The sequence below is a fragment of the Flavobacterium frigidum genome, from assembly GCF_048286795.2.
Window position 1 is genome coordinate 503,528 of record NZ_JBLVPT020000001.1, and the last position, 21,057, is coordinate 524,584.

At 33.5% G+C, this 21,057-nt stretch carries 22 protein-coding genes and 1 pseudogene; 8 read left to right on the forward strand and 15 right to left on the reverse strand.

Going from position 1 to position 21,057, the window contains the following annotated elements:
* Window positions 1-11 precede the first annotated feature (11 nt).
* Window positions 12-185, reverse strand: a complete 174-nt coding sequence (locus ACNQGB_RS02285) for a hypothetical protein (protein WP_417947065.1) — start codon at window positions 183-185, stop codon at window positions 12-14.
* A 359-nt stretch (window positions 186-544) separates the two neighbouring features.
* Between ACNQGB_RS02285 and ACNQGB_RS02290 the strand changes: the two genes are divergently transcribed.
* The 3 genes from ACNQGB_RS02290 (at window position 545) to ACNQGB_RS02300 (ending at window position 1,803) form a co-directional block, all read left to right on the forward strand.
* A complete protein-coding gene (locus tag ACNQGB_RS02290) occupies window positions 545-814 on the forward strand; it encodes a hypothetical protein (protein ID WP_417947067.1) in 270 nt (89 codons plus the stop codon).
* 146 nt (window positions 815-960) lie between these two features.
* Window positions 961-1,440, forward strand: coding sequence for a DoxX family protein (locus ACNQGB_RS02295; protein ID WP_417947069.1), 480 nt, complete (start codon window positions 961-963; stop codon window positions 1,438-1,440).
* A gap of 3 nt (window positions 1,441-1,443) precedes the next feature.
* Window positions 1,444-1,803: a hypothetical protein gene (locus ACNQGB_RS02300; protein ID WP_417947071.1), complete on the forward strand. Its 360-nt coding sequence runs from the start codon at window positions 1,444-1,446 to the stop codon at window positions 1,801-1,803.
* 17 nt (window positions 1,804-1,820) lie between these two features.
* Here the strand turns inward: ACNQGB_RS02300 and ACNQGB_RS02305 are convergent, their stop codons facing one another.
* From ACNQGB_RS02305 to ACNQGB_RS02320, 4 genes and pseudogenes are all read right to left on the reverse strand, one after another.
* Entirely contained in the window at window positions 1,821-2,459 is a 639-nt protein-coding gene (locus ACNQGB_RS02305) for a pyridoxamine 5'-phosphate oxidase family protein (RefSeq protein ID WP_417947072.1), read from the reverse strand.
* A 145-nt stretch (window positions 2,460-2,604) separates the two neighbouring features.
* Window positions 2,605-2,765 (reverse strand): annotated as a pseudogene (locus ACNQGB_RS02310) (tRNA dihydrouridine synthase DusB); the annotation flags it as partial.
* Window positions 2,766-2,904: 139 nt separating this feature from the next.
* Window positions 2,905-3,279 carry a hypothetical protein gene (locus tag ACNQGB_RS02315; RefSeq protein WP_417947074.1) on the reverse strand — a complete coding sequence of 125 codons (375 nt, stop codon included), beginning with the start codon at window positions 3,277-3,279 and terminating at the stop codon, window positions 2,905-2,907.
* A gap of 40 nt (window positions 3,280-3,319) precedes the next feature.
* Window positions 3,320-3,655: a roadblock/LC7 domain-containing protein gene (locus ACNQGB_RS02320; protein WP_417947076.1), complete on the reverse strand. Its 336-nt coding sequence runs from the start codon at window positions 3,653-3,655 to the stop codon at window positions 3,320-3,322.
* Between the two features lie 330 nt (window positions 3,656-3,985).
* On the opposite strand from ACNQGB_RS02320, the gene lepA reads away from it, so the two are divergent.
* Window positions 3,986-5,782 carry a translation elongation factor 4 gene (gene lepA / locus ACNQGB_RS02325; RefSeq protein WP_417975769.1) on the forward strand — a complete coding sequence of 599 codons (1,797 nt, stop codon included), beginning with the start codon at window positions 3,986-3,988 and terminating at the stop codon, window positions 5,780-5,782.
* A 72-nt stretch (window positions 5,783-5,854) separates the two neighbouring features.
* Here the strand turns inward: lepA and ACNQGB_RS02330 are convergent, their stop codons facing one another.
* From ACNQGB_RS02330 to ACNQGB_RS02345, 4 genes are read right to left on the reverse strand one after another with little or no spacing between them, the layout of a single operon-like run.
* Window positions 5,855-6,052 (reverse strand): hypothetical protein, encoded by a 198-nt coding sequence (locus ACNQGB_RS02330; protein ID WP_417945332.1) that lies wholly within the window; start codon window positions 6,050-6,052, stop codon window positions 5,855-5,857.
* 4 nt (window positions 6,053-6,056) lie between these two features.
* The gene (locus ACNQGB_RS02335) at window positions 6,057-7,454 is read right to left on the reverse strand and encodes a radical SAM protein (protein ID WP_417945334.1); all 1,398 of its coding nucleotides are present in this window, start codon (window positions 7,452-7,454) and stop codon (window positions 6,057-6,059) included.
* Window positions 7,444-8,184, reverse strand: coding sequence for a prolipoprotein diacylglyceryl transferase family protein (locus ACNQGB_RS02340; RefSeq protein ID WP_417945335.1), 741 nt, complete (start codon window positions 8,182-8,184; stop codon window positions 7,444-7,446). Before ACNQGB_RS02340 ends, ACNQGB_RS02335 begins: the two co-directional genes overlap by 11 nt.
* Window positions 8,185-8,230: 46 nt before the next feature.
* Entirely contained in the window at window positions 8,231-9,163 is a 933-nt protein-coding gene (locus tag ACNQGB_RS02345) for a 1-phosphofructokinase family hexose kinase (RefSeq protein WP_417945337.1), read from the reverse strand.
* Window positions 9,164-9,312: 149 nt separating this feature from the next.
* Between ACNQGB_RS02345 and thiL the strand changes: the two genes are divergently transcribed.
* A complete protein-coding gene (thiL, locus tag ACNQGB_RS02350) occupies window positions 9,313-10,359 on the forward strand; it encodes a thiamine-phosphate kinase (protein WP_417945339.1) in 1,047 nt (348 codons plus the stop codon).
* A gap of 70 nt (window positions 10,360-10,429) precedes the next feature.
* Here the strand turns inward: thiL and ACNQGB_RS02355 are convergent, their stop codons facing one another.
* From ACNQGB_RS02355 to ACNQGB_RS02370, 4 genes are all read right to left on the reverse strand, one after another.
* Entirely contained in the window at window positions 10,430-11,122 is a 693-nt protein-coding gene (locus tag ACNQGB_RS02355; RefSeq protein WP_417945341.1) for a response regulator, read from the reverse strand.
* 23 nt (window positions 11,123-11,145) lie between these two features.
* The gene (locus tag ACNQGB_RS02360; protein ID WP_417945342.1) at window positions 11,146-13,101 is read right to left on the reverse strand and encodes an ATP-binding protein; all 1,956 of its coding nucleotides are present in this window, start codon (window positions 13,099-13,101) and stop codon (window positions 11,146-11,148) included.
* 177 nt (window positions 13,102-13,278) lie between these two features.
* Window positions 13,279-13,464 (reverse strand): hypothetical protein, encoded by a 186-nt coding sequence (locus tag ACNQGB_RS02365; protein ID WP_417945343.1) that lies wholly within the window; start codon window positions 13,462-13,464, stop codon window positions 13,279-13,281.
* A gap of 174 nt (window positions 13,465-13,638) precedes the next feature.
* Complete coding sequence (locus ACNQGB_RS02370) at window positions 13,639-14,451, reverse strand: LytR/AlgR family response regulator transcription factor (RefSeq protein ID WP_417945345.1); 813 nt, start codon at window positions 14,449-14,451, stop codon at window positions 13,639-13,641.
* Window positions 14,452-14,890: 439 nt separating this feature from the next.
* On the opposite strand from ACNQGB_RS02370, the gene ACNQGB_RS02375 reads away from it, so the two are divergent.
* Window positions 14,891-15,409, forward strand: a complete 519-nt coding sequence (locus ACNQGB_RS02375; RefSeq protein WP_417945347.1) for a DUF3575 domain-containing protein — start codon at window positions 14,891-14,893, stop codon at window positions 15,407-15,409.
* Between the two features lie 50 nt (window positions 15,410-15,459).
* Here the strand turns inward: ACNQGB_RS02375 and ACNQGB_RS02380 are convergent, their stop codons facing one another.
* Window positions 15,460-17,001 (reverse strand): glycine--tRNA ligase, encoded by a 1,542-nt coding sequence (locus ACNQGB_RS02380; protein ID WP_417945348.1) that lies wholly within the window; start codon window positions 16,999-17,001, stop codon window positions 15,460-15,462.
* A gap of 97 nt (window positions 17,002-17,098) precedes the next feature.
* Between ACNQGB_RS02380 and ACNQGB_RS02385 the strand changes: the two genes are divergently transcribed.
* Together ACNQGB_RS02385 and ACNQGB_RS02390 are read left to right on the forward strand one after the other, a co-directional pair.
* Window positions 17,099-17,782 carry a ComF family protein gene (locus tag ACNQGB_RS02385; RefSeq protein ID WP_417945350.1) on the forward strand — a complete coding sequence of 228 codons (684 nt, stop codon included), beginning with the start codon at window positions 17,099-17,101 and terminating at the stop codon, window positions 17,780-17,782.
* Window positions 17,783-18,110: 328 nt separating this feature from the next.
* Window positions 18,111-18,719, forward strand: coding sequence for a superoxide dismutase (locus ACNQGB_RS02390; RefSeq protein WP_417945352.1), 609 nt, complete (start codon window positions 18,111-18,113; stop codon window positions 18,717-18,719).
* Window positions 18,720-19,032: 313 nt separating this feature from the next.
* Here the strand turns inward: ACNQGB_RS02390 and ACNQGB_RS02395 are convergent, their stop codons facing one another.
* Window positions 19,033-20,931: an amidophosphoribosyltransferase gene (locus ACNQGB_RS02395; protein WP_417945353.1), complete on the reverse strand. Its 1,899-nt coding sequence runs from the start codon at window positions 20,929-20,931 to the stop codon at window positions 19,033-19,035.
* Between the last annotated feature and the right edge of the window lie 126 nt (window positions 20,932-21,057).

Consider the following 21,057-nt stretch of genomic DNA (forward strand, 5'->3'; position numbering starts at 1 on the left):
CAAATAGAGTCTTACTCTACCTCAAACCGTTCAATGGTATTTTTGATAAACTGCTTTTCGTAGTGGCGGTTGCGTCTATTCTTTTTTTCTGTTGCTCTTTTTGCAAGGCGCTTATCAGAAACTATTTCATTCAATCGGTTTAAATCATCAAGGTGACTGATGTCTTTTGGGGAATTCCGTTTCATAATCCAATAGCGTTAAAAATTTCAAGAGTTTATTACTTGGTTTTGTTTTCCAAAACTGCATTTACTCCTGAATATAAAACTACGAACTCTATAAAAATGATTCCCTACAACAAGCGTTAAATTTAAACAAACTACCAAAATAACTTTCGACAGATAGACTGCAATTGTGAACTATTAATTGACATTAAAAATCAGGAATAACTACAAACTTTTTTTGAAAAAGAATCGTTAAAAAAAACATTATCAATATTTACAGCACTTTACAGCAGACCAAAACTAGTCTCAAATCATAATTTGAAGCGATTGGTGCTGATTTATGGCGCAAATTTGCCCTGTTATTAATCACTAAAAAACTAATTATGAAAACAATCCTCGTATTATTCGCAACTGCTTTATTTGTTACTTCTTGTGGTGTTTTTGGTTCGCTTACTTCAAATACAACTATTAAACCAAACGAAAGTTTTGTATTAGGGAATAATGAACACGGAAGCTTCAGAGTAAAACTTAAAAACGTTTCGAATCACGATTTAAATATTATTATGGCTCCTCTTGCTGGAGGAACACATTCGCCAGTTATAGTTAGACCAAATGAAACTGTAATCGTAAAAGCAGAAAGAAATACCGCCTGACGAATTGAGAACAAATCCAGTGAAAGTGCATCAGTAGATCTGTATGTAACTGGAGATACTGGCTTATCAATGGGATATAAAAATCAACCCTGTAAATGGCAATAGCAATGTCAATTTCAATTTCAATTTCAAAAAAATATAGCATTATGCAACTACTCACCAAAATCACCAAACCTATTTTGTTGCCACATTGGTCACAAGATCTATTTATTGCTATTCCGCGAATTGTTTGTGGGTACTTGCTGGCTTTTAACTTTGGAGCCGATAAATTTGGAATGCCTTGGTCACCTGTCGATGCTAATTTAGGATTGTTTGAAGTCGCTTTTTGGTTTCCCGGTGATGTGGCAAATTATGGTGGAATTTTTGCCATTGCTCCCGCTTTTTTTGCTTGGATGGGCGCTTTTGCAGAAGCCGTTGGCGGATTGCTTTTAGTGTGTGGATTTCAAACACGAATTGCATCATTCTTAGTAATTTGCACCATGCTAGTTGCTATCTTTATGCAACAAATACAAAACGGATTATGGAATTGTCTCGCAGCCATGGGATTTTTATGGGTTGCGATGTTCTTTCTCATCTTAGGTTCAGGACGTTTTGGAATTGATTATTTACTCACTCGAAAAAATTAAATTATGAAAACTGCAACCGTCTTCTTGACCTTATTACTTTTTATTACACTAACGAGCTGTGTTCAAAAAACCTATAAAAGAACAGTTGTTATCAGACTGAAAACAAGCAATATCGGCGTAATTAAAAAAGTAGGAATAAAAGGGAAAGACAAGCCTTTTTCTTGGGATTATGCTACTAAAATGAAAATCATAAAAAAAGATAGCTTGTATGAGCTAACAACAACCTTTGAAACTGGTTACACCTTTACCGAGATTAAATTTATGGTGAATGATAGCCTAGAATTTGAAAATCAAGAAAATCGCAGGGTTGATTTCTCTCAGGGAGATACCACTTTTTACAACGCGACATTCAATAAGAGATAAGTTTTAGTCGTTTTCTTTTAAGGAACAGTCCAAAAACTATTTTCTAAAACTCCGTTTTCATAATAAAAATTAGCCTTTCGGTTGCCGTGAAAATCGAGATATAAAAATTCTAGTTCATAAACCGTGCAAGCTACAACTGAAAAGTTCTTCTCAAAAGGATTGCTTTCCTCGTCCAAGGGTTTTATGCTTGCGAAGCGCTCTTCATAACCCAATGTTGTTTGGTCTGATTTTGTATTTGGCGGTTGCGTTGTCATATAACCCAGACGAGCTTGCGCACTGGTTGCCTTCCAACGATCATTTGCGACAGCGTTGTTGGTATGAAGTGTAGCAAATGCTTTTACTACAATTTGTACTCTTTGCCGTGCATCATAAAACAAAAGTGAAATGCGATTGTCCTGTTCTAAATCAGAAAATTTTCTAGAACGATTGTCCGTGTGAAAATAAATCGTTTTGTTACTCTCATCTACTTTTCTGTTTACTACAATTCGCAGTGCGGCAGTGGTTTTTTCGTCGATGGTTCCCACACACATGGTTCTAAAACCATTTTTTTTCTTTACGGATCCGTTGACTAACTTTTTCCAGGCCAAGGATTCAATGCCTTGCAAATTATAATTGGTGTCGTTTATGGTGATGTACTCTTCGTTTAGTTGGTTCATGGAAAGCATTATTATGATGTAGAATCTGATGTCTTGGATTTAGTCAAAAATACAAAAATGTGTGCAAACGTCTGTAAAATAAACTTGCATTTGAATTTAATTTATCTCTAAGCAAAGCGATCCAAACGATGCCCTCAAAAATCTAAATTCCTACAGGGCATTCATAGTCAGAGATATCTAATATCACGCGACTTTTGATGGCATCACGAATTAGTCTTTCTGACGAAATCAACTCAGAGTACATTATATCAGCCCCATGAATTTTACACAATCTACGCAAAGATATATAGCTCACATTTTTTACATAACTGCAAGAAGTAAATGAAAATCGGCTAAAATAATTTTACCAATTTTTGGCAGAACAAATTTTTTTTTCAAAGATCTTAATTAAATAAAAAAAAGCTTTAGAATTAACTAAAGCTTTTTTTGTTTAAAAAATAATTTCCTACATTTTCAATTCTATTTCTTTTGAATATTTTTTTAACATGGCTCTCGTCATTCCTAAATTTGCTTTAGAACTGTCTACTGCTAAGTATATAAAATACTCTCCATTTGCTGATAGACTAATAATGTGTATCTGATTTGATAAAGTTATCATAATATCTTCAATAGTTTCTGAAAGCCCTAAAGCTTTTATTGCAGTAGTTTTTGCTTTAACCACTTCAAGATTGTATGCTGAAGCTAATTCTGGATCAAATGATGACACTACAGATAAAGATTTATACGACATTCCTGTTTTTACTTCTGTTACTGCAACGGCTATAAATCCAGAAACGTTATTTTTAATTTCTTCTACGAAATTAGTTAAAAAATCTGACATAATTTTATGGTTATTTAAGGTTATATTTAATTTTGGGCTATTATTTATTTTTTATTGAATCCATGGTCTTCATTAGTATTCCTAATTTAGATTCATCTTTTGTCAACGCTGCTATATAATGATTATTACTAATTTTAGTAATTAGAATGAAACCGTTGGAAGCATGTATAATAACTTTGTTCATGTCACCATATTGTAAATCTTTTATAATTTGGTTACACATACTTGTTATAGTACCTGACATAGCTGCATAATTAGTGTCAAATTTAAATTTATTGGATTCAATCAAGTCCCCATCGTTATTGAAGAGTAAAATATATTGTAAATCATTGTCTTGTACTATTTTATTTAATTCTTGATTTGTGGGAACGGACATAATATTTTTCTGTAAATAGTTAATGTTTGTTTAAAAAATTCTACGTAAAGATAAACAAAATATAAGATAAATGGTTATATTTGAGCAAAATAAATAATTATGACTCAAGATTTTAAAATGTTAAGAAAGCAATTAGATAAACAATTAGCAGATTTCAGAAAATTATCAATTGAAAATGGTCCACTAAAGAAAAAGAAAGGATTTTTCAAAAACATTTTTAATTAATTCAAATTTAAAATCTCAATTCAATTATCTAAGTATTATATTTGCAGACTAACTGCGAAGTGCACTGCAATTGATTTTTGAAATTGATATTGAACTATAATAATAATGAAACACATACGGAATTTTTGCATTATTGCACATATTGATCACGGGAAAAGTACGCTTGCCGACCGCTTACTTGGGGCGACTCAAACGGTTACGGCTCGTGAAGAAAAGGCGCAATTGCTTGATAATATGGACTTAGAGCGTGAACGCGGTATTACGATTAAGAGTCACGCGATCCAGATGGAATATACTTATAAAGGACAAGAATACATCTTGAACTTGATTGATACTCCAGGTCACGTCGATTTTTCGTACGAAGTTTCTCGATCTATTGCGGCTTGCGAAGGGGCACTTTTGATTGTGGATGCTGCGCAAAGTATACAGGCCCAAACAATTTCGAATTTATACTTGGCGCTAGAAAACGACTTGGAAATTATTCCGGTTTTGAATAAAGTAGATTTACCAAGTGCCAATCCTGAGGAAGTAAGTGATGATATTGTAGATTTACTGGGATGTAAATTAGACGAAATTATTCACGCATCTGGTAAAACTGGTTTTGGTGTCGAAAATATTCTAGCTGCGATTATAGAAAGAATTCCGCCCCCGAAAGGAAATATTGATGAACCATTACAAGCTTTGATTTTTGACTCGCACTACAATCCGTTTCGTGGTATCGAAGTTATTTTCCGAGTTAAAAACGGACAGATAAAAAAAGGGCAAAAAATTAAATTCATGGCCACTGGAAATGAATATTTTGCTGATGAAATAGGTACTTTGAAATTGAATCAAGTTCCGAAACAAGTGATTTCTGCAGGAGATGTTGGTTACTTGATATCCGGAATTAAAGAAGCAAAAGAAGTAAAAGTAGGAGATACATTGACGGATGCAAAACATCCTACTACAAATATCATTACTGGTTTTGAAGATGTAAAACCAATGGTTTTTGCAGGAATTTATCCAGTAGACACGGAAGATTACGAAGAGTTGAGAAACTCGATGGAGAAACTACAGTTGAACGATGCTTCCTTGGTATTTTTACCGGAAAGTTCGGCAGCATTAGGATTTGGCTTCCGTTGTGGATTTTTAGGAATGTTACACATGGAAATTATCCAAGAGCGTTTAGAGCGTGAATTTAATATGACAGTTATTACAACTGTTCCTAACGTTTCGTACCACGCTTTTACCAAGAAGGACCCAACTACAATATTGATTGTAAATAATCCATCAGACTTGCCAGAACCTTCTCGTTTGGATCACGTAGAAGAACCTTTTATCAAGGCAACAATCATCACCAAATCTGATTACGTAGGGAATGTAATGAGTTTGTGTATTGAAAAACGCGGACTGATAACGAACCAGACGTATTTAACTACTGAGCGTGTGGAATTGACTTTTGACATGCCACTAGCAGAGATTGTATTTGATTTTTACGATCGTTTGAAAACGGTTTCTAAAGGTTATGCATCGTTTGATTATACGCCAATAGGAATGCGAACTTCCTCTTTAGTGAAAGTAGATATTTTATTGAATGCGACCATTGTGGATGCTTTATCGTCCTTGATGCATACTGATAACGCCTATTCGATAGGTAAAAAAATGTGTGAGAAATTGAGGGAATTGATTCCGAGACAGCAATTTGATATTCCTGTTCAAGCGGCAATTGGTGTAAAAGTAATTTCTCGTGAAACGATAAAAGCGCTTCGTAAGGATGTTACCGCTAAATGTTATGGTGGTGATATTTCTCGTAAACGTAAACTTTTAGAAAAACAGAAAAAAGGTAAAAAGAGAATGCGTTTAGTAGGAAATGTTGAGATTCCGCAAGAAGCATTTATGGCGGTGTTGAAATTGAATGATTAAATCCCCCTAACCCCCGAAGGAGGAATTAAAAAACATAGAGGAAACCTGACGATGTAAAAATTGTCAGGTTTTTCAATTTAATAAACCTCCACAAATACCTAAGCCTACAATTAAATAAAGTACTGCTAAAATAAATAACACTTTAGCAGTTTTAGGGTTGTTACTTCTTACTGCAAATCCTATTATTGTTAAGATAACTGGAGGTACAACCATGATCATAATCAAAATAGCAACCAAACCACCTAAATTTCCAACTTCTAATGCTATCATTTTTTTAAAATTTTATTTCGTTTCTTAATTCTTCCAAACGTTCTAATTTATCATCTCTATAAAATAAATTCATAGTTTCAAAAGGAATTATTTTATTATCCTTGTTTACAATATGTACACACGACTTTTTTATTGCTCTTACATCAAAATTATAGGCGTCGATAAATTGCATTATAATGATTCTGAATAAATTATCATAACCTAAACTTGGAGCGTCGATATTAGGCAAGCAGCATAGAATAGATTTTAAATTTTCTTCGGCAACTTCTACGGAATTTCCGGTACTAAACAACTCGAGCATTTTACCTTGCAAAACCACATCTTGTTCATAAATAATGGTGTTTTTGCTATTATCCAATAAATCATTTGGGTTAATATATCGAGTTAAAGGTATAACTCCATTTTCTACTTTTAAAGCATAACCCATTACTAAAGCATCTGGATTACAAGGCACAGGTAACAAATCGTCGGAATTAAAAATGTTTGTTTGTTCTAAAATTTTTCGTCTTACTTCGGTAAGTGTCATCCTATCCGTTTCAGGATTAAATTTTTGTAATCTACCTGCAATTTGTGTGGGCTGAAATGTAACGCCTCTGATACATTTTTGCTGTAAAGCATAGTCAATTATTTTTCCTATTTCACAGTCATTCAATCCTTTTTGCAAAGTAACAACCAAAGTTGTAGAAAGATTTAAATCATTTAAATTTTCAATAGCTTGTTTTCTAATTTCGGTTAAATCGGCACCTCTTAATTCCTGTAAAACTGTATTTTTAAAAGAATCAAATTGCAAGTAGATCTCAAAATCTGGCGCATAACTTTTTAATTGTTTAGCAAACCCTTTGTCTTTGGCAATTTTAATTCCATTAGTATTCAACATTAAATGCTTAATTGGGAGTGATTTTGCATAATCTAAAATTTCAAAAAACTGCGGGTGAATTGTTGGTTCTCCCCCACTTATCTGCACAACATCTGGTTCTTTTTCGTTTAATACAATTACATCTAACATTGCTTTAACTTCCTCTAAGGTTCTATGTCTTCCAAAAGTTGGGGAAGAACCTGCATAACAAGTAGGACATGTAAGGTTACACCTGTCGGTAATTTCTACAACTGTCAAACAAGAATGTTGCTCATGGTCCGGACACAAACCACAATCATAAGGACAGCCATAATGCGTTTGAGTATTAAATTTATATGGAATTTCAGAAGGCTTATTATAATTTCTAATATTTTTATAATATGAAATATCATCAGCAATTAAAACTTTAGATTTCCCATGTTCTGGACATCTTTTAAGCATATATACTTTGTCGTTTTCAAAAACAATTTTAGCATCTATTCTTTTTAAGCATTCTGGACAAAGACTCAGCGTATAGTCGTAATAGGTATATTTTCTAACGGGCATTTATAACTAAATTTAAAATTGTTTTATGATAATAAATCAAACAAGTTAAGGATAAAATCTGAATTGAACTTAATCCTAAAATAAAGAAAATATTGGGTTTGATAAACTCAATCAAAAATCGAAAGGTAAAATAAGAAATCATAAAATATTCAAAAAGTAATCCGTTTTTTAAACCTCTATTTTTTAATCTCCATAAAAATAAAAACAGAACAAATAAGAAAATTAATTCGTATAATGCGGTTGGATGTCGAGTTAAATTATCTCCCAAATTCATTCCGACAAAAGACGATGTCACATTCCCATAAGTAAATTCATTTGTTCCAGATAAAAAACAACCCATTCTTCCAATAAATATGCCTAGAATTATAGGAAACGTAAACAAATCGCCCGACGAATTTTTTTCATTTATTATTTTTTTTGTCAATTCTACACCTAAAAGTCCACCAAACAATCCACCCATAATTGTTTTGGTATTTAAGGCTTTAACTAAAGAGATTAAATCATCCGGGAGAATAGGACTTTCAAAAAAACCAATAATTCTTGAACCTAAAAAAGCACCCATTGCAGCACCAAAAATGATAGAAAATCGATTAGTTGTTTGAATTAGATCTTCTTGTTTTTTTCGTAGATAAGCGTAATATCTATATCCAATAAAAAACGCGAAATATTCAAAAATCAAATGAATATTTATTTCATACCCAAAAAAAACAGGTTCAAATGGAATTGTCATATTTTGTAATTTTATAATAAAATACGTTTCTTAGCTTTTGAAAACGCTATTTATTCTTCAACCATTCAAACAATCGCTTAGCATCTTCGAGTTTAAACAATTGTGTTCCTTCATTCATCGTAGCTGCTGATCCACAAGCAACTCCCCAACGGATAACTTCTTTCAGACTTTTGTTTTGAGACAAAGCCCAAACCATGCCGCCCACCATACTATCGCCAGCACCAACAGTACTTTTTTTAGCAACATTGGGAGCAGGAACAAACTCATACGAATCTTTGGTTACCAGAACAGCACCTTGCGGTCCAAGGGAAACGACTACAATTTCGGCACCGCCTTTAGCGATGATTTGTTTTGCGGCTTCGTTTACTTCTTCCAGTTCCAATCGCTCCACTCCGGTTAGTTTTGCTAGTTCTCCAACATTGGGTTTGATCATGTAAACACCCACTTCTAATACTTTTTTTAATGCTTCACCAGAAGTATCAACGATGAGTTTAGAATTAGACTTTTTAGCTATTTCAGCTATTTTTTTATAAAAATCAGTTGGCAAACCTTCATTTAAACTTCCGCTGGCTACTAAAAACTTGGGAGTCAGCTTTGCGATCGTTTCAAGTATGTTGCTTTCCTCTTGCTCAGAAATTATACCGCCTGCAAAACCAAAACGATATTGAGAATTGGTGTTGTCATCCACGGCCACAAAACTTTCTCTAGTCCAACTCTGAACCGCAACAGCTTCAAAAGCGATCGCTTCTTTATGTATTAATTGTTCCAGCATCTCGCCTATAGGTCCGCCAGATGTCAATATTGCTTGCGAAATTCCTCCTAAACGGGAAATCGCTTTGGAGACATTGATTCCGCCGCCTCCAGCATCAAAACGCGGTTCTTCACATCTTATTTTTTGCTCAGCAACAAGACCTTTAAAATGGGTGCTTTTATCAAGAGCAGGATTTACTGTCAATGTAACGATATCAAATGGTTTCATATTGTGTACTTTATTGTGTCTAAAGATCGAACAAAAATCCAAAAAAAGGGTTCAAATCTGGGCAAATATTTCTTTGTATATTTGCACGCTTAAAACTTTGTAAATTAATCGTAACGAATAAAGTAAATCCTTTATTCCCCTCAGCTACCATGATAGAAGATAAAAACCCACAACGCACCAGCATAGCACAACTAGGCGAATTTGGATTGATAGACCATTTAACCAAAAACTTCAAAATCAACCAACCTTCCACTTTGAAAGGAATTGGTGATGATGCAGCTGTTTTAGATTTTAAAGATAAAAAAGTGGTTGTTTCTACTGATTTACTTATCGAAGGGGTTCATTTTGATTTGGCATACATGCCTTTAAAACATTTAGGTTATAAAGCTGTAGTTGTCAATGTTTCTGACATTTGTGCGATGAATGCAACACCAACACAAATCACAGTTTCTATTGCAGTTTCTAATCGCTTTCCACTAGAAGCATTAGATGAATTATTCGCGGGAATAACGCATGCCGCACTAGAATATAATGTAGATGTTATTGGTGGTGACACGACCTCATCTCAAAAAGGATTAATTATAAGTATAACTGCTATTGGTGAAGCGAATGAAGATGAAATCGTTTATAGAAACGGTGCCAAGCAAACTGATTTATTAGTAGTTACAGGAGATATAGGCGCTGCATACATGGGATTACAAGTTTTAGAAAGAGAAAAACAAGTTTTTCAGGTAAACCCTAATTCACAACCTGATTTAGATGCTTATACGTATCTTATAGAACGTCAATTAAAGCCCGAAGCTAGAAAAGATGTACGCACTTTGTTGCATGCTTTAGAAATAAAACCAACTGCAATGATTGATATTTCAGACGGATTATCATCAGAAATTATGCATTTGTGCAAGCAATCTAAAGTGGGTTGTAATTTATATGAAGACAAATTACCAATAGATCCTCAGTTTATAAATGTTTGCGAAGAATTTAATATTGACAGCACTACAGTAGCCATAAACGGTGGCGAAGATTATGAATTGCTTTTTACCATTGCCATGGAAGATTTTGAAAAGATAAAAGGCAATCCTAATTTCACGATTATTGGACACATGACACAAGAAAGCGAAGGGATTCATTTAGTGACTCGTGCCAATACAAAAATTGCTATGAAAGCGCGTGGGTGGGATGCATTGACGCAATAAAACGTATTGTAAGTAAACAAAAACGACACTCTTGTAGTGTCGTTTTTGTTTTTGGTTGAGCTTGAAAATATTAAAAAAGTAATCCTTTGCTTTTGGCAGCTAGAATTAAGTCGCTGTCGCTGCCCGATTCTACCTTTAATAATCGTTTTAAATTTAATTTTCTGTTATCGATTGCTCCTAAAGAAATTGGGATGTATTGCGGGAAATCCTTTAGCTTCGTTCCTTTAGACAAATGAAACAAAATTTGTTTGTCAAATACATCAACTTCTATACTTCCTTCTTCAGATTGCACGAGCATTTTTAAAACCGAATCGCTATAATACTGTTCATTGTTTATAATTTTATTAAAAGCATAAATTAGCTCATCAAAAGTTAAGTCGTTCTTGATAACCAATCCACTTGGATTTATAGTATTGATAATGGTTTTTATCTTTAAAAATTCGGTAAACATGGTTAGCAAAATAATTTTGCAATTGGGCATGAATTCTAATATCAATTTAGCCAAATCTTCCCCAGAATACATGTTTTTTTCTTCATAGGGTGGCATACTAATATCTAGAAAAGCAATATCAAAATGCGCAATTCCCGAGTTTGTAATACTATTATACCCTGATTCACAGTCTTTTGCTTGAGTTATAAAAAACTCAAATTGGTCAGGAAGGTATCTCGTGATCGCGTTTTTATATCCTTCTATAATAAAAGGATGATCATCAACGATTAATATATTTTTCTTTATTTTTTCTTTGTCAACTGAATCAATCATATTCCCTTTTTAAATTATTTGTTTTAGACTATCGGTAGTGTAATAGTTATGATTGTTCCTTCATCTTTTATTGATTCTATTGTAACTACTCCACTGCACTCATTTGTTCTGTAGATAATGTTTTGTAGTCCAATTCCTTTTTTGGTATTTTTCACATTAAATCCAACTCCATCGTCACTTATTTTCAAGATCAGATGATTATCTAACTGATTCAAATCAACATTAACAGTAGTAGCACTTGCATATTTGTTCGTGTTTTGGAGTGACTCTTGTAGCATTCGGAATACGTTTATTTTTACAGCATTCGATACTAGTTCCCATTTTATATTCGAATCAATGTTTGAAATAAATTTTGCTGTGTAGGTCTTTTTCTGCTCTTCGAATAACTGATCCACTATTGCCACGAAGTTATTAATTAATTCTGATTTCTCTCTATTTAGATCATGGGAAATTTCACGAATATCTTGCTCAATATTTTTCAATTCTGATAAGTAGTTTGTTCGCTGATGAACCGCATTATCATCTGGAAATTTGTTTAATCCGTCCAGATTCATCCTTACTCCAAACATTCTCCCTAAAATGCCATCATGCAATTCCCGAGCTACTCTTTTCTTTTCTTCAATTCTGCCTGTTTCTATAGTATTTTGTTGCGCTAGCATTAAATTATAAATTTCTTCATTGGCATATTGCTGTTGCTGTTTAAAAGTGAGCTCTCTATTTTTTGCTTTTTGAGTTAGAATAATAAAAGAAAGCAGGCCCAAAAGCCCAAAAGCACTAAAAGCATACACTATATTCCGGTTCTGAACAACTAAATCCTTATTTTCGCTCTTTATTTCATCTGTTTCGTACTCAATACGGGTGAACTTTTCTCCTATTTTTCGCTCCGCTTTTTGCAAGCTATCATTGATTTGAATGTATTTTTTAGAATAGACTGCAGCATTTTTTGGTTGTACTACGGATAACTGTTTTAATGAATTTAGAATATCACGATAATTCTTCGATTTTTGCGACAACTCAAATGCTTGTTGAGCAAACACCCTTGCTTTTACTGTATCCTTCTCAGACATAAAATATTCTGATATATTAATTTTACTTGTAATAATACCGGATGTGAGTTGCAAACTATCTTTGATTTGTAACGCTTTAAAATATAAATCTCGCACCCCATCCTTCCGCTTGAGTTTGAATTTAGAATAGGCTAAATTATTCAAAAGAATGGCATACAAGGCAGGATTGATTTTAAACACATTGTTTTCTGCTAAACCTTTTTCAAAATACTTGATTGCTTCGCTGAAATTTTTCTTGTTTTGATATACCAGCCCTACATTGTTATATGAAGTAGCTTTTGGTTGCATAAAAGAATTTATTAGGACCTTATCAATACTCGCTAGAGCCTTATTATGAAATACCATTGCCTCATTATAGTCTCCTAGTTCATTATAGATTAACCCCAAAAGATTGTAAGCGTCATATCTGATGTCATTATAATCAGTGTTTTTTATTATTTTTAAAACATTAGAAACTCCCTTTTCGGCTCCTAAAAAGTCGCTTTGATTAAATTGTAGGTTCGCTTTTTTTAAAATTGTTTGCGCTAAATTGTAGGAGTCATTTATCCCTCGATACATTTTTTGCGCTTTGTCATAATACAAAAAAGCACTATCGGGTATTGCTTGAGAATCATAGTAATCACCTAAATAAATATTCCCTTTCGCTATACTAAAAAAATCCTGCTTTAATTCAGCTTTTTCAAGAGCCAATCGAACCATCTTTTTATATTTCTGCCAATTTTCAAGATTGTAATACCGATTAGCAATTTTGAAAAGATTGACACGATGCAATGAATCGTTTTCTTGGGGATGAATAATTTCTAATGCTTTTTCTATGTATTTTTCTCGTTGAAGAGGAGACAAATCAAAATCATTTGCTAACGAGAAATAAGTCCCTAAACTATCTTGAGAACTTGAAATATTCCTGGACACTGTTTTTTTTTGAGTACAGCCAAACACCAAAAAAACAAATAAAATAAATAAGTAAAAAGAATGTCTCAATAGTTCTATTTTTTATTATTCAAAAATAAGGAATAAAACTATCGTGCATAAAAAAAGCTACCAAAATAATTGATAGCTTTATTACTTTAAAAAGTATAACTATTTAGTTTAGTCATTTTTCTTACCTCCAACAGTTGCAGTTTCACCACCAACATCCAATTTTACATTTTCAATTTTGAAAATCCCTACTTTGCTATCTTTTTTTTGTATACTACTCATTTGTCCGTTTGAAGTAAAAGAAGTTAAGACCAATGCAAATGAGAATAATCCGATTGTTACGATTGCTTTTTTCATAATTTAAAGTTTTATGTTGTTATTTATTTGTTTGGTTTTAGAACCGTTTTGATAACAAATTCTGAAATAAAATTACATAGAAAGCTTCGTGAATTCTTACAAAAAAGAGGGTTTATGGTAGAGTGTAGTTGTTTGAGTGTGAATGAGTATCAAATTTAAGTGAATGATTGTTTTTTAGATTTCAAGGTAATTCCCTTTGGAAAAATTAGCGATAATCAACTCAATATTGAATTTATAAGTTTTAGAAAAAGGTATTTTTACAGCACTATTTTTTATATAACACAGTGAATTCCCGCTATGAATCCTTGAAATATAATCCTTATTTACAATGTAACTGTTGTGAATTCTTATAAATGGAAGGGATAATACTCCTTCAAAATGCTTCAATGTTTTGAAAGCCGTGATCATTTCACCGGTATTAAGGTGAATGTCAGTAGAATTATTGTCGGCATGTAAATAACAAATATCTTTTGCGGCAATATACCTGTAATCGCCATACGACTTGATGCACAAAATAAGAGATTGATCTTGATTTGGTACTTGTGGTTGGACAACAACTGTCGGGTCGTTGTATGAAGCCAAGGATTTTTTTGCTATTATTTCTTGTGAAACTATCGATTTATTCAGTTTCAATACCAACTGGATTACATCGATTCGAGTCAGCGGTTTTAGCAAGTAATCAAAAACCTCATATTTAATTGCCTCAAAAGCCAAATCTTTTTTTGCCGTGGTAACAATAATTTTAGGAATTATTTTCAAATAGCGGTACAACTCATTAATTAAAGCGAGCGACAATTTACTATCTAGATTTGTTGGTTCAATTTCTAGAAAAATTAGTTGTGGAAGGTGTTCTAATATGAGATGTAAGCCGTCATGATAATTAGTAGCAGAGTCTACAAATTGAAGCTCTGAGAAACCAGCAGTTATAGCTTTAGTTTTCAAAACATTTTCTTGATTGTCGTCAATAATAATGTACGAATAATTCATCAATGTTTTTCCTGGAGTTGTTGGGCATTACATGATTCGTTTAAAGCAAAAAAACTTTAAATAATAAAGAAATAATGGTAGTTTTTGGGAAACTTAACAAATAAAATTGTTCAACATCCTAAAAATAAGCATTAAATAATTTTATTATTTGTGTTGTTAATATGTTTTTTTCAAATGTTGACATGTTTAGACGAAGGACATATAAATCCGTTAAAGAGCGCAAACTTAAGCTTTAAAAAAAATACTCCACAGGAATGATGCTAAAATTTTCAGTCTCATGTCTTTTAGATCAAAAAAAAATTCGGTAGTAAAAGTGCATTATTCCAATCAATCCCAACAAAAAAATTTATAATACGAAACGAAACTGTATTTGAAAGAAATAATTAGTAAATAAAAAAATTTTTTTTTACAAAATACCTTACTTTTAGCAAAAAAAATTATGAGAAAACTATTTGTTGTTTTGTGTTTTTCTTCTTTTTTATTTGGTTTTAGCCAAGAAAAAGAAACAATCGATTTTAAAAGAAATGAATTAAAAGGGAATGCTTTATTTTTAGTGGCGGGTGTAGTAGAAATAACATATGAACGGCTGATCACTGAGGATTCTGGTGTTGGTATATCTTTTTTTTATGGAAAAAGAGAAGGTGTTAATTCTTTTTATTATGTAACACCATACTACCGTGCTTATTTTGGAAAAAAACCAGCAGCTGGATTTTTTATTGAAGGATTTGGTATGCTAAATTCTGAGGTAGAGACTTATTCCTATTATGATGGTCAAAATTATAAACAACAAGATAAAAGACTCACTGATTTTGCATTAGGTTTTGGCCTTGGGTCAAAGTGGATACACAAACGTGGCTTTGTCTTTGAAATCAATGCTGGAATAGGGCGAAATTTATTTAATAATAACGTTTATGATGTTGTACCACGTGCTGGTATAACACTAGGCTACCGTTTCTAAGCAAAAAAGCTTCTCAGTCGAGAAGCTTTTTTTATACAATATAAAATCAGTTACATTTTCATCAACCAGTTTTTCATCGAAACTTCATTTTCAATGATCGCTTTTAAATCTGCAATAGCTACACGATCTTGTTTCATAGTATCTCTATGACGTATGGTTACCGTTTGATCTTCAATAGTTTGATGATCTACAGTAATGCAAAATGGAGTTCCCAAAGCGTCTTGTCTTCTATAACGTCTTCCTACGGCATCCTTTTCATCATAAGACACATTGAAATCCCAACGCAAATCATCAATGATTTTATGTGCAATTTCTGGTAATCCGTCTTTTTTAACTAATGGTAAAATAGCTGCTTTAGTTGGAGCCAGAACTGAAGGTAATTTCAGCACTGTTCTTGTAGAACCATCTTCTAATGTTTCTTCTTTTAATGAAGTAGCAAAAACAGCCAAGAACATTCTATCTAATCCTACTGAAGTTTCCACTACATAAGGAACGTAATTCTGGTTCAATTCAGCATCAAAATACTGTAATTTTCTACCCGAAAATTGTTCGTGTGCTTTCAAATCAAAATCAGTTCTAGAGTGAATACCCTCTAGCTCTTTAAATCCAAAAGGGAAATTAAACTCAATATCTGCAGCTGCATTGGCGTAATGCGCTAATTTTTCATGATCGTGAAAACGATAATTTTCTCTTCCTAAACCAAGAGATAAATGCCATTTCAAACGGGCTTCTTTCCAAAATTCATAATGCTTCATTTCTTCGCCTGGACGCACAAAAAATTGCATTTCCATTTGTTCAAACTCCCGCATACGGAAAATAAATTGTCGCGCAACGATTTCATTTCTAAACGCTTTTCCGGTTTGTGCTATCCCAAAAGGAACTTTCATTCGTCCTGATTTTTGCACATTCAAGAAATTAACAAAAATACCTTGAGCCGTTTCTGGACGCAAATATAAATCCATTGCTGAATCAGCAGAAGCTCCCAATTTTGTTCCAAACATCAAGTTAAATTGACGCACTTCGGTCCAATTTCTAGAACCAGATTCTGGACAAGCAATTTCTAATTCTTCGATTAATGCTTTCACATCTTCCAAATCTTCGTTGCCTAAAGAACGCGCCATTCTTTCCAGAATTTCTCGCTCCTTAGCTTTGTATTCCATTACACGCGCATTTGTCGTAACAAATTCCTTTTCGTTGAAAGCATCACCAAAACGAGCACGTGCTTTTTCGATCTCTTTGATGGCTTTTTGATTAAGCTTTTCAGCATAATCTTCAATCAAAACATCGGCTCTATATCTTCTTTTTGAATCTTTGTTGTCTATCAATGGATCGTTGAAGGCGTCAACGTGTCCTGAAGCTTTCCAAGTTGTTGGATGCATCAATATTGCTGCGTCAAGGCCTACAATGTTATCGTTCATTTGAACCATCGCTTTCCACCAATATTCGCGTATGTTCTTTTTTAACTCTACTCCATTTTGTGCATAATCATAGACTGCACTTAAACCATCGTATATTTCGCTTGACGGAAAAATAAATCCATACTCTTTTGCGTGCGAAACTACATTCTTAAATAAATCTTCTTGTTTTGCCATAGTACTGCAAAAATATAAAAAGTGAACTTAAAAAAAAGGAAATTGTTCAAGATTGAACCACTGATTTGCTTATTTTTATAAATAAATCCTTGATTATATGTTTGAAAGCCTCATCAATTTATTTTTTCCAAAAGTATGTTCCGGATGCAGCTCTTTTTTATTGACCAATGAAACCGTTATTTGTACTGTTTGCAGACATGATATTCCATTGACGAATCACCATTTAAATTCTGAAAACGAAGCGTACAAAAAATTTTATGGTCGTATCCCTATAGTTCATGCTTCGGCATTGTTTTATTTCCATAAAAAGGGAATTGTTCAGGAACTCATTCATAATTTAAAATACAAAGGTCACGAAGAAATAGGGGCTATTCTTGGCGAATGGTATGCCGAAGATTTAAAAACGATTGCCTTATTGCATACTGCAGACGAAATTATTCCTGTACCGTTACATCCTAGAAAACTAAAAGAAAGAGGATACAACCAAGTAACTACCTTTGGCAAATCGCTTTCTGCGAGTTTAAAAATTGACTACAACGACTTGTTATTAAAACGAAACGTCTACTCAAAAACGCAATCCAAAAAAAACCTATTGGGACGAACAGAGGGAATCGAAACTATTTTTAATGTTACTTTTACTGAGAAAGACCACAACAAACATTTCCTTTTAATAGATGATGTTATTACAACCGGTGCAACACTAGAGGCGTGTTCGCGTGCTTTACTACAAATTCCAGGTGTAAAAATTAGCGTCGTTTGTATGGCGATGGCGCATTCGTAAAATACTGTTTTTCAGTTTCAAACAAAGAGTAATTTGTACTAAATACAATTTATGATTTTAAAATTCCACCCGGTTTGAGCCCAATACTCTCGATACTTCGGGAGAAATTCCTTTTTAAAAGCTTTTTGGCTGGGTAAAAAAATAGCCTAAAGCAGGACAGAGCGGAATGAACTGACGAAGAAAATAGCCCCTGAAAACAAATGAAGTGCAATCAAAAATAAAATCCTGTTGATTTATTTAATGAAATTATAACGAAATAGAATTTCCATTTCGGAGTTTAATGTTTAAATTTGAATAAATTATTTATAAATCAATAAACAATCATATTATGGCTTTTGAATTACCACAATTACCTTATGCGTATGACGCATTAGAACCTCATATTGATGCTCGTACAATGGAAATCCATCATTCAAAACATCACAATGCGTATACGACAAATTTGAATGCTGCTATAGCAGGAACAGATATGGAGGGTAAAACTATTGAAAATATCTTGATTAACCTTGATATGAAAAATATGCCTGTTCGTAACAATGGCGGTGGTTTTTACAATCACAACTTATTCTGGACAGTTATGACTCCAGACGGTGGCGGTCTTCCAACTGGAGATTTATTGGCTGCAATTGAGGCTACTTTTGGAACTTTTGAAGAATTTAAAGCAAGTTTCAGTAAAGCTGGCGCGACTCAGTTTGGTTCTGGATGGGCTTGGCTTTGTGTACAAAAAGGCGGGAAAGTTGAAGTTTGTGGTACTCCAAACCAAGACAATCCATTAATGCCAGGTGTAGGTTGTGGCGGAACACCTATTTTAGCAATCGACGTTTGGGAACACGCGTACTATTTAAATTATCAAAACAGAAGACCAGATTACATCGAAGCTTTTTTCAGTGTTATTAACTGGACAGAAGTGGCTAGAAGATTCGCTTTAGAGAAATAAGAGATCTTAACCCTACGGAGGGGAATAAGCAAAACAGGCTTTAAAAAGATTTATTCATCTTTTTATAGCCTGTTTTTTATTGCATAATAAAATGTACCATGTGTTACATTTTTGTTCTTCCTTTGGCACAGGAGGCTTTGACTTTATTCCAATAAAAAAGGTGGAATTTCTTCCACCCTTTTTGCCCCAAATCTACCATAAACTTAACCTACTAATATTATGGTTTGCTAAAAGTATAATAGTTCTTTATTGTCACCAAAAAAATTAGACAAACAACTTAGAAAACCGATTAAAAACTAAATACGGAAACTTATTAGTATGCTCTAGCATCTTTGCCCTCGTAAAAATTCATGAAAGCTCTGTTAACGACTCTATTTCCTCCTGGCGTAGGATAATCTCCGGTGAAGTACCAATCCCCCAAGTGTTTAGGACAAGCGATATGCAAATCTTCTACAGTTTGAAAAATAATTTTCACCTCAGCTTTTATCTCTGGAGAGCTCAACATTTCAGCAATTTTATCTGAAATTTCTTGTGGTTCAAAAGGTTCGTAAATAGCCGTTACGTAATTCACTACTTCACTGTCCTTAAAGTTTTCTTGTGATTTGCATTTAGCATACACCTCATCTACAATATGGTATAAATTGCGTTCCTTGAGTAATTCTAAAGCGGCTCTGAAAGCTACTAATCCCTCTAGCTTAGCCATGTCAATTCCGTAACAATCCGGATATCGAATTTGCGGTGCCGATGAAACCACAACAATTCTTTTTGGATTCAAACGATCCATCATTTTGATAATACTCATTTTTAAGGTTGTCCCTCGAACGATACTATCATCTATAATTACCAAATTGTCTGTTGGTTTTATCACGCCATACGTAACATCATAAACGTGCGCAACTAAATCATCCCTACTACTATCTTCGGTAATAAAAGTTCTCAGCTTAGCGTCTTTGATGGCTACTTTTTCGGTACGTATTTTCACCGAAAGCAACTCTTGCAACGATTCTTTAGTCAAGGAATTTCTATTTTGTAAAATGAAATTGTTCTTTCTTTGATTCAAGAAATCCTGAGCCGCTTCTACTAATCCGTAAAATGAAGTCTCTGCAGTATTAGGAATATAGGAGAACACCGTATTGTCTGTGTCTTCATCTATTGATTTTAAAACGGCAGGCAAAATAAGTTTTCCTAGCGTTTTTCTTTCTTGGTATATTTCGGCATCGCTTCCTCTAGAGAAATATATGCGTTCGAAAGAACATGCTTTTTTAACTGTAGGAGGCAAAATTTCCTTCATAGAAATCGTTCCATTCTTTTTAATAATCAAAGCATTTCCGGGCTCGATCTCTTGTACTTTTTCGAAAGGAACATTGAACACGGTTTGTATCACTGGTCGCTCCGAAGCAACTACCACTATTTCATCATCTTGATAAAAATAAGCGGGACGTATTCCTGCTGGATCTCTAAATACAAAAGAATCTCCGTGACCTAAAAGTCCTGCCATGGCATAACCACCGTCTAAATTTTTTGAAGCTCGGGTCAAAATTTTAGCTACATCCAATCGCTCTGCAATAACCGGTGAAGCTTCTCTCTTAGTCAATCCTTCATTTTTACATTCTTGGTACAAATCGGTTACGGCATCATCAAGAAAGTGACCTATTTTTTCCATCACAGTAACGGTATCTGCCATTTCTTTTGGATGCTGCCCTAGTTCAATCAAACTTTGAAAAAGCTCCTTAACGTTTGTCATGTTAAAATTTCCAGCCAAAATCAAGTTTCGGTGCATCCAGTTATTTTGTCTTAAAAAAGGATGTACGCTTTCGATACTGTTTTTACCAAATGTCCCATAACGAACATGGCCTAAAAACAATTCTCCTAAATATGGGATTTTTTGTTTTTGCAAAGCCACATCATCCGCATATTCTGGATGAGCAGCCATTTCTTCATTTATCCTGTCGTTTATTTGAGCAAAAACATCTTGAATAGGTTGTGCATGATTCGAACGTACACGACTAATGTAACGTTCCCCAGCTTCTACATCTAGTTTTATGCTTGCAAAACCTGCACCATCTTGCCCGCGGTTGTGCTGCTTTTCCATGAGAAGATACATTTTTTGTATTCCGTAGAAAGCAGTTCCGTATTTTTCTTTGTAGAATTCAAGCGGTTTAAGTAATCTAATTAAGGCTATACCACACTCGTGTTTTAAAGCATCGCTCATTGTAATGTTGTTTGTGTTGTTGTGTTATTCTAAAATAATGTGAACTGAAGAATTAATAATAAATCAGTTGAAATTCCCTGCTAATTTTTGTAAACAAAAAAACCCCGTTTCCGAGGTTTTATACTA